At 45.5% G+C, this 13,681-nt stretch carries 17 protein-coding genes; 7 read left to right on the forward strand and 10 right to left on the reverse strand.

The annotated features are described in order from the left end of the window. Positions 1-62: 62 nt before the first annotated feature. The 3 genes from KAI37_RS25350 to rlmN all read right to left on the reverse strand — a co-directional run bounded on the left by KAI37_RS25350 (position 63) and on the right by rlmN (position 2,914). Positions 63-995 carry a dihydroorotate dehydrogenase gene (locus tag KAI37_RS25350; RefSeq protein WP_076292829.1) on the reverse strand — a complete coding sequence of 311 codons (933 nt, stop codon included), beginning with the start codon at positions 993-995 and terminating at the stop codon, positions 63-65. Further along, positions 976-1,677 (reverse strand): dihydroorotate dehydrogenase electron transfer subunit, encoded by a 702-nt coding sequence (locus KAI37_RS25355; protein ID WP_071643951.1) that lies wholly within the window; start codon positions 1,675-1,677, stop codon positions 976-978. The genes KAI37_RS25350 and KAI37_RS25355 overlap by 20 nt, the downstream gene beginning before the upstream one ends. Positions 1,678-1,816: 139 nt before the next feature. Further along, the gene (gene rlmN / locus KAI37_RS25360) at positions 1,817-2,914 is read right to left on the reverse strand and encodes a dual-specificity RNA methyltransferase RlmN (protein WP_071643953.1); all 1,098 of its coding nucleotides are present in this window, start codon (positions 2,912-2,914) and stop codon (positions 1,817-1,819) included. A gap of 316 nt (positions 2,915-3,230) precedes the next feature. Here rlmN and KAI37_RS25365 point away from each other — a divergent pair, with 316 nt between their 5' ends. Further along, on the forward strand, positions 3,231-4,100 hold the full coding sequence (locus tag KAI37_RS25365; protein ID WP_220030469.1) for an AraC family transcriptional regulator: 870 nt from the start codon (positions 3,231-3,233) through the stop codon (positions 4,098-4,100). Between the two features lie 91 nt (positions 4,101-4,191). Here the strand turns inward: KAI37_RS25365 and KAI37_RS25370 are convergent, their stop codons facing one another. Continuing rightward, a complete protein-coding gene (locus KAI37_RS25370; protein WP_220030470.1) occupies positions 4,192-5,097 on the reverse strand; it encodes a LysR family transcriptional regulator in 906 nt (301 codons plus the stop codon). Positions 5,098-5,254: 157 nt separating this feature from the next. On the opposite strand from KAI37_RS25370, the gene KAI37_RS25375 reads away from it, so the two are divergent. Further along, positions 5,255-5,995, forward strand: a complete 741-nt coding sequence (locus tag KAI37_RS25375; protein WP_071643961.1) for an SDR family NAD(P)-dependent oxidoreductase — start codon at positions 5,255-5,257, stop codon at positions 5,993-5,995. A 95-nt stretch (positions 5,996-6,090) separates the two neighbouring features. Here KAI37_RS25375 and KAI37_RS25380 read toward each other — a convergent pair whose 3' ends face one another. Continuing rightward, positions 6,091-6,579, reverse strand: a complete 489-nt coding sequence (locus KAI37_RS25380; RefSeq protein WP_076292934.1) for a DUF2798 domain-containing protein — start codon at positions 6,577-6,579, stop codon at positions 6,091-6,093. Positions 6,580-6,736: 157 nt separating this feature from the next. Next, positions 6,737-7,087: a winged helix-turn-helix transcriptional regulator gene (locus KAI37_RS25385; protein ID WP_013312645.1), complete on the reverse strand. Its 351-nt coding sequence runs from the start codon at positions 7,085-7,087 to the stop codon at positions 6,737-6,739. 224 nt (positions 7,088-7,311) lie between these two features. On the opposite strand from KAI37_RS25385, the gene KAI37_RS25390 reads away from it, so the two are divergent. Next, a complete protein-coding gene (locus KAI37_RS25390; RefSeq protein ID WP_071643963.1) occupies positions 7,312-8,022 on the forward strand; it encodes an SDR family oxidoreductase in 711 nt (236 codons plus the stop codon). Between the two features lie 114 nt (positions 8,023-8,136). On the opposite strand, the gene KAI37_RS25395 is transcribed toward KAI37_RS25390, so the two are convergent. After that, complete coding sequence (locus KAI37_RS25395) at positions 8,137-8,865, reverse strand: YheC/YheD family protein (RefSeq protein ID WP_233901786.1); 729 nt, start codon at positions 8,863-8,865, stop codon at positions 8,137-8,139. A 281-nt stretch (positions 8,866-9,146) separates the two neighbouring features. Here KAI37_RS25395 and KAI37_RS25400 point away from each other — a divergent pair, with 281 nt between their 5' ends. From KAI37_RS25400 to KAI37_RS25415, 4 genes are all read left to right on the forward strand, one after another. After that, entirely contained in the window at positions 9,147-9,692 is a 546-nt protein-coding gene (locus tag KAI37_RS25400; RefSeq protein WP_025718654.1) for a glutathione peroxidase, read from the forward strand. A gap of 132 nt (positions 9,693-9,824) precedes the next feature. Further along, on the forward strand, positions 9,825-10,403 hold the full coding sequence (locus tag KAI37_RS25405; RefSeq protein ID WP_220030471.1) for a TetR/AcrR family transcriptional regulator: 579 nt from the start codon (positions 9,825-9,827) through the stop codon (positions 10,401-10,403). A 30-nt stretch (positions 10,404-10,433) separates the two neighbouring features. Further along, positions 10,434-11,174, forward strand: a complete 741-nt coding sequence (locus tag KAI37_RS25410) for an SDR family oxidoreductase (RefSeq protein WP_076292832.1) — start codon at positions 10,434-10,436, stop codon at positions 11,172-11,174. A gap of 36 nt (positions 11,175-11,210) precedes the next feature. Continuing rightward, entirely contained in the window at positions 11,211-11,747 is a 537-nt protein-coding gene (locus tag KAI37_RS25415) for a Crp/Fnr family transcriptional regulator (RefSeq protein WP_071643971.1), read from the forward strand. Here the strand turns inward: KAI37_RS25415 and KAI37_RS25420 are convergent. The 3 genes from KAI37_RS25420 to KAI37_RS25430 all read right to left on the reverse strand — a co-directional run bounded on the left by KAI37_RS25420 (position 11,680) and on the right by KAI37_RS25430 (position 13,680). Beyond that, positions 11,680-12,201, reverse strand: a complete 522-nt coding sequence (locus tag KAI37_RS25420) for a DinB family protein (RefSeq protein WP_076292833.1) — start codon at positions 12,199-12,201, stop codon at positions 11,680-11,682. The genes KAI37_RS25415 and KAI37_RS25420 overlap by 68 nt on opposite strands. A gap of 66 nt (positions 12,202-12,267) precedes the next feature. After that, the gene (locus KAI37_RS25425; RefSeq protein ID WP_076292834.1) at positions 12,268-13,212 is read right to left on the reverse strand and encodes a helix-turn-helix transcriptional regulator; all 945 of its coding nucleotides are present in this window, start codon (positions 13,210-13,212) and stop codon (positions 12,268-12,270) included. Between the two features lie 111 nt (positions 13,213-13,323). Further along, positions 13,324-13,680, reverse strand: a complete 357-nt coding sequence (locus tag KAI37_RS25430) for a nucleotide excision repair endonuclease (RefSeq protein WP_071643977.1) — start codon at positions 13,678-13,680, stop codon at positions 13,324-13,326. Between the last annotated feature and the right edge of the window lies 1 nt (position 13,681).

Consider the following 13,681-nt stretch of genomic DNA (forward strand, 5'->3'; position numbering starts at 1 on the left):
GACTTGTCTTTTAAAGACAAGCCGGTTCTATATGAACTAGTGTATGCTAAAAGGTTCCAAATTCACAAAATTCCCCGTATCTCATCCAATGACTGCACCTTTTCCCGCTGCATCCATTGTTCAAGGCCATGTACCAGCTCAGCCCCTGCATGTAAATGGACAAAATTGTACGTTCCCACCTGAATGGCAGCGGCCCCTGCCATGGTGAATTCAATAATATCCTCCACCGAGCTAATCCCGCCCATCCCGATCACCGGAATCGACACCGCCTGTGCCACCTGGTGAACCATGCGCAAGGCAATCGGCTTAATTGCCGGGCCGGAAAGACCAGCATACGTGTTGGCGAAGACACTGCGACGCCGGCGTATATCTATTTTCATTGCAGAAAATGTATTGATCAGCGAAACTCCGTCTGCGCCTTCTTCCTCGCACATAACCGCCATCTGTGTGATGTTCTCTGCGTTTGGAGACAGTTTGACGACCAACGGAAGAGCCGTCACATTGCGCACCTGACGCACAACCTCCCGCGCTACCTCCGTCTGGATACCAAATTGCATTCCACCCTGCTTCACATTGGGACACGAAATGTTCAATTCCAGCATATCAACGCCTCTGCGGTTCATCGTGCGTCGTTTTTGCGCGTTTTCCGTAATCATCGCTACGGCCTGAACATATTCCTCTAGATTGGAACCACCCACGTTGGCAATAACAGCCGTGTTCCAGTGAGTCATGTCATCCAGCTCATCCTTCAAAAAGGCGGCAATACCCGGATTCTCCAGCCCCACACTATTGAGCATACCCGATGCTGTCTCATGTATTCGTGATCCTGTATTACCAGCCTTCGGATGCAGGGTCAGTCCCTTGCCGACGATACCACCCAATAATTCAGGAGAATAAAATTCCGCATACTCACGTCCGAATCCAAACGTACCGGAAGCCATGATGATCGGGTTCTTGAACGGTACACCCGCAATATTACACGCCATGGAGATCATCGAACTCCACCTCCTCCACCGGGAATACAGGCCCTTCTTTACATACCCTACGATTGCCTCCACGGGTACGCATCGTACAGCCCAAACATGCGCCAATACCACAGGCCATGTGTCTTTCAGTTGAAATATATAAACGGGATGACGTATCCACCGTTTTCATGGCGAGTGCTTGCAACATCGGAGTTGGTCCGCAGGAGAACATATTTGCATAGAGCGTCGGATCGACCTGTTCGACGATGCTTCCCCCTACCTTGACCTGCACAGATGCCGCCACAGCTTCGAACGCTTCAACCCCGAAGGCTTGCTGTGCAAACCCCAAATAAACGTGCGCATGCGTGTAATACTTTGCAGCCAACAACAACGGAGCTGTACCCATGCCACCGCCGATCAAAGCCAAACTACCCTCTACCTGCGGAAAACCGTTTCCGAAAGGTCCTTCTAAATGAATCTCCTGACCAGGCTGTAATTGGGAAAACAAATTTGTCCCCTCTCCAACAACCCGGTACAAAAAGGAAATACTCTCTTCCCCGATATCATAAATGCTGATGGGTCTGGGCAGCAGTGGGTAACCTGTCCCGCTGCGCAGCATGTAAAACTGCCCCATGTTCCCTTTAAACTTTCCCTCTATTTTCATCACATAGATGCCCGGTACGAGCGCCACATTCGAAATTACGTTAGCCATATAACCCCTCCACTAACCACTCACTATAACGTAAAAGCAGCAACTATTACGTGACTATTTTCACATTTTCGGGTAACGTTTCGCCCTGCGGCTCGTGATATAAAAAAGCGTACTCCTGTTAGAGAGTACGCTTGTGAATTTAACTAATGGCTTCGCGCTCCGCATTGCGGCTACCCTTGGCATCCTTGCGGATTTGCTTGCTGCGTAGCTGTCCGCAGGCTGCGTCAATATCGACTCCATGCTCCAGCCGAACACTACAGCTAATGCCTTGTTTTTTCAGAACATCATAGAAGCCAGTAATCGACTCCGACTCACTCCGCTGGTATTGACTATGCTCATCCACCGGATTGTACGGAATCAGGTTTACATTGGCCAGATTACGGCGATGGCCCACCAGCTCAGCCAGTTCGAGCGCATGCTCCTTACCGTCATTAACATCCTTCAGCAAGATGTACTCCAGCGTAATCCGACGATTTGTTTTGTCCAAATAATAATCAATCGCCTGCATTAGTTTCTCAATCGGAATCGCCCGGTTGATCTTCATAATGCGAGTACGAATCTCATTATTCGGAGCGTGGAGGGAGATTGCCAGATTGACATGTAGGTCGGAATCTGCAAACTCAATGATTTTATCAGCCAATCCACTTGTGGAAACGGTAATATGCCGCGGCCCAATCGCTAGCCCTTTGTGATCCTTAATGACCCGAATGAAATCGGACAGGTTCACGAAGTTATCAAACGGTTCGCCAATTCCCATCACAACAACATGACTGACCTGGTCCCCCGGACGTTCCTGATCTAGATACAGCTGGACCTTCATAATTTGCTCTACAATTTCACCGCTGGACAGGTCACGGCTCTTCTTCAACAATCCGCTCGCACAGAAGCTGCACCCAATGTTACATCCTACCTGCGTAGTCACACATACGGATAAGCCAAACTTATGCCGCATCAATACCGTCTCAATCAAATTACCATCCTGAAGCCGGAACAAGAACTTGACCGTCCCGTCTGCTGACTGTTGCTTCACGTGTTCTTCAAGTGTTTCTATGGAAAAGTGCTCGGTCAACAGGCGAGTACAATCCTCATGAACCTCTGCCATCGCTGCAAAATCAGTAACCCGCTTCCGGTACAATGCGTCCCATACCTGCAATGCCCGAGATTTCTTATGTCCATGCTCGATGAGCCATGCTGTCAATTGATCTAGCGTTAATCCATAAATGGATTCTTTTTTCATGTTCGATCCTCTTTTCAAAACATTCAAATTCGTCTTCCTCTATATGAAACTAAGCACGCACCATTCGTCTCAACCATCATTGCATCATAGCATGTTTAAGTAATCTGCGCTATTTAAACGCCTCTTCCATTGTCCCAAATTTTAATTATGAACACAAGGGGGCAGGCACATTGTTTCTCCAAAATTTTAGCGTGAAATTATATCTTGAAACAAAGTACAAGCCACATTAAACTAGGCGACAGAACCTGTTCAACAAGAGCACGCAAAGACAGGATTACAGATACTCCTAATGATATGATTACAACTAAGGAAGGTGATGCGGTTGGAATGGTTGCTTCGGATCAAGAACGCACTGGATCTGATGGAAGAGAGAATGCAGCATCCACTCGATATCGATGAAATTGCAAAGGCAGTCTACTCGTCTCCTTTCCATTTTCAGCGTATGTTTCATATGCTAACCGGCGTCACGGTTGCAGAATATGTGCGCAAACGTCGATTGACCTTGGCTGCTCAGGAATTGAGTCTTTCTTCCGCCAAGGTGCTGGATGTAGCGTTCAAATACGGATATGATTCCCCCGAATCTTTTTCTAAAGCGTTCCGAAAGGTACACGGTATTTCTCCCTCTGAGGCCAGAAGCCCTGGGGTAAACCTGAAAGCCTTTCCACGCATCACCTTCCATCTATCGTTGAAGGGAGATCAGGAAATGGATTACAAAATTGTAGAGAAAGCGGCCTTTACGGTCATTGGCAAGTCCATTCAAGTCACCACTAAGAACGGCGATAATCTTCGAGAAATCCCAAAATTCTGGAACGAACTGAATGCGGATGGTACATCGGATCGGATTCATGCCTTGGGGACAGGCGACGATATCCTCGGTATTTGTTTGGATTTCAAACATGGAGAGGAGAAATTCACGTACCTGATTGCCGCAGAAGGCAGCGAAGACGTAGCGACCGCGAATGGGCTGGAATCCAGAACCATTCCGGCTTCAACCTGGGCAGTGTTTACATCCATCGGCCCTATGCCTCACTCGATCCAAAAAGTATGGCAAAGAATTTTTCAGGAATGGTTCCCTGCCAGTAATTATGAGCATTCAGGCGGCCCGGAACTGGAAGTGTATACTATGGGCGATTCACATGCTGAAGACTACCGAAGTGAAGTTTGGATTCCGATTAAGAAAAAGTAAACAAACGAACCGACTGCCTATTGCAGTCGGTTTTATACCGTATTGCATTTACATCATAAGGTGACAGAAAACACAATTCCCTGCATACTCGCTACTCTAGCTTAATGCTCCCATGCAACTCCCCAAGCTCCTGCTTCAACACAGAATATAGCCTTGAACCTGCCGGCTTTAGCGGATAGTCTGTTGCTTTGCAAAGAAGGCCGAAGGTCATATCGATCAGGCTGTCGCTTAACTCCCTCACCGCTGTTCCTGTCGGGACAGAACTGACCAGAATTTGTGGCACAAGTGCAATACCTAAATCGCTCTCCACATAAAATTTCAGAGCCGTCATGCTGCCAATTTCCATCGTGTTTAACGTGGTTATTCCATATTCCTTCATGACCATTTCAAGTTTGCGACGATATGGGCAGGTGGCCGACGTAATAAGCAACCGCTCCCCCTGTAAATCCTCCGGCCCAATCTTTTCTTTTTGCGCAAGCGGGTGATTTTCAGGCATTAATACTACAAATCTCTCCCTAAATAACGGTTCAAAATATAGCTCTGTGCCCAAATCCGGTGCGGAGCACAGCGCTAAATCAATATCCCCCTTGAGAACACGCTCGCTTAGAGTAGGAGTATTCCCAAACTCAACAGAAACCCGAATGTTCGGATAATGGGTTAAGAATCGTTTTAAAATTCCTGGTAGTCGGTAACTGGCAGTCGGTTCGGTCACTCCTATACGAAGTTCGCCTGCGGTTCCTCTTTGCAGATTGTCCATATTTTCCTGCAATTGCTCCATATCCTTTACAATATGTAGACTTTGCTCGTAAAACATCCTGCCCGCTTCAGTTAACTTTATTTTCTTGCCCCGTTCGATCAGTTGAATTCCCATATCGGACTCCAGCTTCTGTATTTGCATCGTCACGGTAGATTGTGCATAATTCAACTCTTCTGCTGCACGAATAAAACTCCCGTAATTCACAATCATTTGAAATGTTTTGAGTGTTTTAATGTCCATTCTCAAACTCCTATATGCACAATTAATTCAATTTTATTGAATTGTAAATTCAGTTAATTCAATTATACAGAATACAGTGCATCCTCTACAATGATACATATCAGATCATATTATTTTTCAGACGCAAGATGAACTGGATGGGAAGGAGCGAATATATATGGATTTACATCAAAAAGTAGCACTGGTTACAGGTGGAGGTACAGGAATTGGGAGAGCCGTATGTATGGCCTTGGCAGATCGAAAAGCTACAGTAGTGGTAAACTATTCCCGCTCTAAAAACGATGCTGAGGAAACTGTACGTATGATCCTTGAAAAGGGCGGACGTGCTATCGCATTACAGGCAGATGTTTCCCGAGATCAGGAAGTTCGAATTATGGTAAACCAGATTGTCCAGCAATTCGGTACGATTGATATACTCGTGAATAACGCTAGCATTACACATCACATTCCTATGGATGATCTGGAGGCAGCCACGGAAGAGGTATGGGATGATCTATTTGATGTAAATGTAAAAGGCATGTTTTACTGTGCCAGAGCCGTAGCTCCTTTTATGAAGCGTAGTAAACAAGGAGCTATCGTCAATCTGGGAAGTATAGCAGGGCAAACAGGGCTGGGTTCCTCGCTTCCCTATGCGGTATCCAAAGCGGCCGTCCACGGGCTGACCAAATCTTTAGCACGAGCATTGGCACCGGATATTCGCGTTAATTGCATCGTGCCGGGAGCCGTAGCGACAAGATGGTGGGCAGGCAGGGAAGAACAAATGAAGCAACTGTTTCCTCATTTGCTCCTACAGCGCATTTCTACACCCGAGGATATTGCCAGCATGATCTGCTCTGCTTTGGAACAGGAAGCCATGACAGGCCAGATCATTACGGTGGACAGCGGACAAACACTGTAAAGATACTGGGACTTCTGCGTAAAAACAAGCCGCCTTCTCAAACAGAAGGCGGCTTTTGAGCTATCGTATTATCGTATACCGTCGTTGACTACGTTTTAGCTTAGAGATACCGCAATTCGTGTACCTTTCACGAATTTAACAAATAAGTACCGAACAAGCGGCCCTACAATTAAGAGCTGCAGAGGGAAAGCAAAAATAAAATTCTTAAAAACTAAAGACAAGTAATTTTTAAATAATGACTCTCCCGAAAGACCATTAAAAAAGTAAGCCGTCCCCAATCCATAAAGTGACATACAGAGAACCATTCCAATGACCATACAGCATGAGAGGGACAGAATCACAAATACCTTTTTAGATTTGTCGTATGGTAATGAGAAGGCTATTTTCTTTGCTAGCGGGCCGACAATAAATAATTCCAATACGAAAGCAATGATAAAACATAAAATAAATTGAAGAAACATTACTTTTAGAGATATTGTGCCAATCAAGTCATTTGTATATAGATTATAAAATGTCATGAATACAACCATCCCTAAGCACATCATTAAACCAAAATAAAAATCTTCTTTCTTCGTTGTTGGCAATTCCATCATCCCTTCTGTGTACCTTGGTAATTATATAAATAGTCAAAACCTCCACATAAGTGAACTTTCTGTGAACTTTATAGTAAACGCTTCCTTATATATAAGAAATAGGCATCGTTCATCTCAACGATACCTTGGAATGTTGCAGTCATATCCCTCAATGATCTGCTTTTAAATCCAAGCCAAATCTCTTCAGCTCAATAAAAACACCTTCCAGTCGCTTCCCTTTTTCCGTTAACGAATATTCAACACGCGGGGGAACCTCGGCATATACCTTTCTTTCTAACAGGCCGTTATCTTCAAGTTCCTTCAGGCGTAGGGAAAGCGTTTTGGGACTAATCCCCTTCATGGATTTCTGAAGTTGGCTGAATCTCAGTGTTCCTTCGATAAGAAGGTCACGAATGATTAAAAAAGTCCATTTCGTTCCGATCAAATCAAGTGTTTGGGCAATAGGACACGGCTTGCCTGGTATTCCTTTGGTCAATTCAATAGGTTCTTGAGCGTGCATAGGAACTCCTCCAAAAAACATCTGTTAAATCCAATAGTATCACAATAGTTCCCTTAAGGAAACTATATGAATTAAATATCACTACTTCCCTAAATAAACTTACTACGTATACAATATCGCTGTAGCAAATCATGTTTTCTCTAATACGAGGACGAAAACAATGTACAGCTACAAGCCGTATTACATGATTAACAAAACCAGATGAACACTAGGAGGGAATCCATTTGCAAAACCAAAAGATTGTCATTATTGGTGGAAGCTCAGGTATTGGTTTAGAAACAGCTAAGCAAGTCATTTCGCTTGGAGCGGAAGTGGTAATCGCCAGCCGCTCGGAGGATAAATTGCACAAAGCCAAAGAAATGCTGGGCCCTCGTGCTGCAATATATGTGCTGGACACGTCAGATGAGCAGCAGGTAAAATCTTTCTTCGGAAAAGTCGGCCCCTATGACCATCTTATCGTTAGCGCGGCAGAAACCTCAGGTGGGTCATTCCTTCAGTTGGAGACGGATCAAGCCCGCAAGCTATTCGAAAATAAATTTTGGGGCCAGTATTATGCAGCTAAATACGGAGCTTCCCAACTTTCAACCGAGGGTTCCATTACCTTATTTTCAGGAGTGGTGGCATACAAGCCGATGATTGGCTCCTCTGCGCTCGGTGCTGTGAATGCAGCGGTTTCGAATCTTGGTCAAACCTTGGCGTTAGAGCTTTCTCCCATCCGCGTGAATGTCGTCTCACCCGGCATTATTGATACACCTTCACGCAGCAAAATGCCTGAAAATACGCGCAATCAATTCTATGATACGGTCGCGCATAAGCTTCCCGTGAAGCGAGTTGGACTTGCGGAGGATGTTGCACGAGGTGTAATTTATTTGATTCAAAATCAGTTTGTGACCGGAACAGTCCTTCATGTGGATGGCGGACACATTTTAACATAAAAGCTTCGTCCTAAATCCGTCAGTCATTTAACAAAAAAAACGGAGAACGCTCCCGCATCTTTGCTTGGGCGTTCTCCTCTTTTCTTATCAATGAATGATTTCGCAAACTTTATCCTAATGATGAATACGACGTTTGTTTCTCAAAATGTTGCGAATCATCTTGTGATTGGGGAGCTGCCTGAACAACATATGTCCGGGATGCGGATTGGCCTCGATAATCCAGATTTGACCGCTCTTTTCAATAGCAAGATCGATGCCCAGCTCGCGAACCGGATGATTTTTATCTATCGTGTCGGCAATGATTCTAGAAAGCTCGGTGATCTGGTCCAGAATCTCTTTCATTTTTGTTCTGTCATTTTCAAAGACCCTTAAAAGCACTTTGGACAACGGCGCCGCATGTCCTCCCTTCCGATAGTTGGTAACGACTTTTCGAGGTGCAGCGACACGGCCGGTTATTCCTGAAATGACCCATTCCGATTCCGGCTTCTGCATATACACTCTGGCATCAAAAATGGAACCTTTGTACTTGGCTAACTTAAGTCCTTGCTGTACCAAATAACGGCGATGAGGTCTCCGATAGGTTCTAACTGCTCTTCTTACGGCGTGGGATCTAACGACTCTGCGACTGGAGCCACAACGAACCTCATATTTCCTCCCCAGCTTTTTCGCACGTATGATGCCAGTTCCTCCACTCCCATAATTAGGCTTGATGAAGACTGTGCGATAGGTATCCAGCATCCGTAAAGTCCTTGCATTACTGATCCAGCGGGTTTCGGGCAAGTGAGAACGTAAAATGGGATGTTGTCGCATTTCCTTGTATTGAATCATCTTTCCAATGGGCACGAATATCCCTCGATTCTGTTGGGTTTTTGCACACATTACATGAATATGCATCTATATTCTATCTTGGTAACGGCGAATGCCACAGTTTGCTATGAAAGAGGCAAATCTCCTACTTTCTTTAAGGCGAGTCTTCTTTGATTTCAAGAGAGAAATGGACAATGTGTTCTTTGCATGACGAAGTTATTGTAAATACCTATAAAGTTGATTCCAACAATATATTAGACCAATAACAATTCTGGATATATGATGTATTAAAAAAAAACGTGAGGAGGAACGTTAATATGTCTATTTATGATTTTCAGGCAACCTCAATTAACGGGAAACCGATTGAATTCTCAGACTACAGAGGAAAGGTTCTCCTCATTGTAAACACAGCCAGCAAGTGTAGCTTCTCCAGTCAATTCGCTGATCTGCAGAGGCTCTACGAAAGACGGAGGGAACAAGGTTTTGAAATCCTTGCGTTTCCTTGTAACCAATTCAATGAAAAAGAGCCGGGTAGCAATTCGGAGGTTCAGGGATTCTGTCAAATTAACCATGGAGTAACCTTCCCGCTATTTGAGAAGACGGATGTAAGAGGCTCATCTCCTCATCCTTTATTTCAATATCTGACCCAACAGGCACCGTTTCAAGGCTTCGATACCCAGACCAAAGACGGTCAATGGATGGAGGATTTCCTGCGGGATAAGTATCCAGAAATATACGCTGGCGACGGTATCAAGTGGAACTTTTCTAAATTCTTGGTCGATCGCGATGGCCATGTAAAAGGAAGGTTCGAAGTAACAACCGAGCCCTGTGCCATTGATCCTGTCATCGAATCGCTATTGTAATTTTTTCGTTCACTTCTTTGGATTCTTAAAAAAAAGAGTATCAAATGACAAAAATGAATATTTGTCATTTGATACTCTTTGTGTTATCCTGACTTCAAGGAGGTGACTCACACGGCACTTGACCGTGTCCCTATGGAAAAATCCTCAGATGTGTTAACCAAGGAACAGATTCTCATCGCTACAGAAGACACCCTTAGACGTTTTGGTGTAGCCAAAACCTCCGTGACCGATGTTGCCAAAGTACTGGGAGTAAGTCATGGCACCATTTACCGACACTTTAAAAGTAAAGCCGAGCTTCTAGAAGGCGTGACCGAAAAATGGCTGAATGAAAAGATTATTGGCCCGTTAACGGAGGTCTGTCAGAATTCATCTATACTGGGAGCGCCACATTTAAAACGATATATACAGACCTTGGTCGAACTTAAGCAGTATTATGCCCGCGACGACGAGGAAATGTTTGAGATGTATACGAGGGTCACCGAGCAAGCCGCTGATTTAATCGACCAGCATATCGCCCACATTGTGGATCAGCTCGCTGATATCATTGCACGCGGGGACATCACATCGGATCAGCCAGCCCAACTGGCGCGTACCCTTTTCTATGCCACAGCCCGTTTTCATCATCCCGCTCATGCCTACGAATGGAAGAGTCCCGTGATTAATCAGGAGTTTTCGGATGTGTGGATGCTTTTAGAAAAAGGAATCACTTAAAATAGATATGGAAAGAAGGACAAAGCACATATGAAGCATTTGGACGGAAAAACAGCAATTATCACTGGGTCCTCCAGAGGGATTGGGCGTGCCATTGCCGAGCAACTGGCCGATCTGGGCGCTAATGTAGTCATCAATTATGCCAGCAGTCCGGACAAAGCCCAAGAAGTCATGGAGAGCATTATTCAAAAAGGCGGCAAAGCCATAGCACTTCACGCTGATCTGGGCAAAATGAGTGATATTGAAGCATTATTTACAAATACGATTGCTGAGTTCGGTAAAGTGGATATTCTGGTTAACAACGCTGGGCTGATGATCACCCAACCTCTGGCTGAGGTAACCGAAGCAGATTTTGACCAACAATTCGCACTGAATGTAAAGGGCACTTTCTTTGCCTGTCAGCAAGCCATGAAATATATGGAGAACTACGGAAGAATCGTGAACCTGTCCACATCCGTGATCGGACAAATGTTCCCGGCCTATAGCGTATATGCAGGTACCAAGGGTGCAGTGGAGCAATTTACCCGTCAGCTAGCCAAGGAGTTCGGAAGCAAGCAAATTACGATCAACGCTGTGGCTCCCGGTCCTGTGAACACCGAGCTTTTCCAAGCAGGAAAATCCGAGCAGCAAATCGAAGGCATGAAAAAAATGAATGCTATGGGTCGGCTCGGCGAACCGGAAGATATCGCTGATGTAATTGAGTTCCTGGTCAGCGCCAAATCACAGTGGGTAACCGGGCAAACGATCCGCGTCAATGGCGGGTTCATCTAAAAGCTGGAATACATGGAATGGAGGCTGTTTACGTTCATGATATTACACAAAGGCGAGACCTTATTTCGACAAGGAGAATCCGGCCCTTTATATCACTTAAAGAGCGGCTTGTTAAAAATTGTCCGAGTCCATGAAGACGGCTCGCAAATTTTAGTTAATGTGATTGTGCCCGATGAAATCATCCCGCACCACTCCCTGATCAGCCCCAATCCTTATTATGGTACAGCGGTGGCGTTGGTAACCTCTGAGGTCGAGGTTCTGTCGCAAAAAGAATGGTATCAGGCGCTGGAGCAAGATCCGGCTCAATGTCGGGCTATCGCTTTGCAGCTACAGGACAAGTTGCGCATGATGCAGCAACGAATTGACCAACTCACCGAGGTGTCACCTGCCGAGAAGCTGCGGAAGCTCCAACGCTGGTTCCACTCCTACATCGCACCCGCCACGTTAACGGACGTGCTGACGCAGGAGGAAATCGGCCAGTTTATTGGGCTGCGTCGGGAGACGATTAATCGGCTATTGCGTGCTTCAAGCGCTCCTTCTGCAAAAGATGATGACGATAATGCATCTCGATGAGCGAAAACCACTCTCCAGCATTCAGCGCGCCGAATCTGGGATGAGAGACGGTAGACGGCCCTGTTGATTTCCCAACGGTCGGCTCAATCTCTCTCATCTTACGGATCACGTCGTTTAATCCCTCCACAATTTCTTCTTTGCTAGTGGGTTGTTGGGGAGTGTACTGTGGGGATGGTGGAACTTGGATACGCATTGGCGGAAAGCTCCCCAGATTAAAAATGGCCGTACCTGCCTCCGTTTTAACTCCTGTCTCCCCATTTGGCTGTAGACAAACATCAATGTTCTTAAGATGCATATACAAAGCAGAGTTCACCAAATGAAGGTACATTTGTCCAAGTGACCATTCGTCCTCCTGCGGTGTGTACTGCAATTGCTCCAAGCTGAAGCTGTCCAATTCAAGAAGATAGTGTTGTGCCGTTTCTTCAAAACGCTGCAATGTTTCACTTGTATTCATATATTGTAATTGCTCCTCTCTATCAAAGTAGCTTTACTATACAAAAATGCTACTGACAGCATTATGTCAGTAGCATTTCAACATTTTTTCCACTTCCGTACGTATCCGCTCCCGAAGCGACTCAGGCTCCAGCACAACCATATCCGCACCCCATCCAAGTACCCATTGCAGTAATTCCTCCGGCTGTCTGACGCGGAAGAGTATATGCAGTCCATCTGTACGCTCCTCTATGGCCTCCATATAAAAGTTGTTCGCTTCCTTCACCTTATCTGCAATATCTGAACGTGCTAATATGCGAACAGTTACATGACGGTCATCGGTTTGCTTGTAATCCTGCAAATGAAAATCGACAGGTAACTGAAACCTGTCCTCCAGCACGATAAGCTTGTCCATACGTGACAGACGGAAATGGCGAAGCTGCTGCCGCAATTCGCATTGCCCAATTAACACCCAAGAACCACGGAGCAGTACAAGACCATAAGGTGCGACCACACGCACACTTTGACGATTCCCGTCAGCCTCTGGCATTCTTTTGGAGTAGCCAAACTGTACTTTCCGTTTTTCCAATACAGCGAAACGCAGCGTTTCCAAATAGGTTTTCTCGCTATGGTTTGCCCCTTCACCCACCGCGAGCAATCTGATGGTCGTACGCACCCGGGAGACTTCCCTGCGAACGCTCTCCGGTAATATGGCTTCAATCTTCCTGCGGGAGGTTTGCGCCTTGATACCGTAGTCTGTATCAAATTTTTGTTCGACAAAATCCGTTCCAATTAGCAACGCCACAGCCTCTTCTGCGGTAAAGCTCAAGGGGGGCAGGAAGTACCCCTCCATCAAGGAATATCCAATGCCCGGTGCTCCTACAATCGGTACGCCCGATTCACTTAGAGCCTGAATATCCCGATAGATGGTCCTCACACTCGTTTCGAATATGGCTGCCAAATCCTCGGCTCGTAAAATATCCTTACGCTGCAACTCTAGCAAGATCGCTAGCAAACGATCTGTTTTGTTCATACCACAGCCCCTCTCTGGAAGGATCTAAAATGCAGAAATACAAAAAAGCAATAAGGGCAGTACAGTCACTGCGACTTATTGCTCTTTTTTTTTCATACGGAAGTTACTTCATTACTTAAAAAACACTTTTTCGACGTTATATTTAGCCTTTTGTGAATTGATGATGTAGGTTTCATAGATTTCTCGCTCTACCGCATCTTCCACAATACAAACCTCAATAATCGCTACTTCGTTCCGCTTGTCCTTGATCGGCGATACGGTATCTTCAAAATGCTTTTTGATTCTTGGTCTCAGCTTTCTTGCTTTACCAACGAACAGCAATTCCTCCTGTGTGTTGTAGAACATAAAGATACCAGCCTTATCTCTAGGGATCAGGTGAAAGTCGGTAAATCCGTAAATATGGCTGAGCTCAGGGTTAACCTGTTTGGTAATTGTGATATCCGGAGTTGGAATTGTTATATTAATCACT

The sequence above is a fragment of the Paenibacillus sp. S25 genome, assembly GCF_019454085.1.
Lineage (GTDB): Bacteria > Bacillota > Bacilli > Paenibacillales > Paenibacillaceae > Paenibacillus > Paenibacillus polymyxa_B.